At 33.9% G+C, this 709-nt stretch carries 1 protein-coding gene; it reads right to left on the minus strand.

Annotated elements, in window-relative coordinates; genetic code table 11:
• Positions 1–600 (minus strand): ParB/RepB/Spo0J family partition protein (locus NNN64_RS22930; protein WP_271442893.1); only part of this gene is annotated, 600 nt, incomplete at its 3' end.
• Positions 601–709 lie beyond the last annotated feature (109 nt).

Here is a 709-nt window from a genome sequence, read left to right on the forward strand (position 1 = left end):
GTATTTTATCTTTATAATGTCCCGACTTTTTATTAATTTTTTATCATATGCTTCGGTAAGAATATCTTGTGCTTCCTCAGTTTCACATCTTGCAAATTGCACTGCGAGATACAGAGGCAAATTACCCCGTTCGACTGCTGAGAGAAGTTTATGCTCTCCCTTATCAAGAAGCATATTAATACTGCTCACCCAGTTCGATGAATATCCAGTAATCTCACTTATTTCGGAGTCTGAAAGTCCTCTGATTTTCATGTCTTTAATCACCTGTAATAACTCATTAGAACGTGGTCTTCTCCTTGCAATGTTTTCAACTAAACTCATAACGTAAGCATCTTCTTCTGATACATCTCTTATAATTGCTGGAATAATAGTTTCACCTAATGCAACAAGAGCCTCTATTCTCCCTTGACCACAAATTAAAGCATATTTGAAATCGTCTTCATCAATAGCTCTTACGCTTATAGGCTTGCTTAATCCTCTTTTTTTTATGCTTTCCTTTATTTCTTCATGCACTACCTTATTTCTTGTTCGTGGGTTAAGAAATTTTATTTTTGCAATCTCAATTTGAATTATTGGGAATTCATTTTTTTCAGGCAGCATATAGTTCCCTCACTTTCATGCGAGTAATAATTTGTAGAAATTTATCAAGATTATCAAATCTATAGAGATCTAACCGAATGTTGTTTGTTTCCATCATACACATTTTACT

Source organism: Citrobacter sp. Igbk 14, from assembly GCF_028069825.1.
In the GTDB taxonomy this organism is placed as follows: Bacteria; Pseudomonadota; Gammaproteobacteria; order Enterobacterales; family Enterobacteriaceae; genus Citrobacter.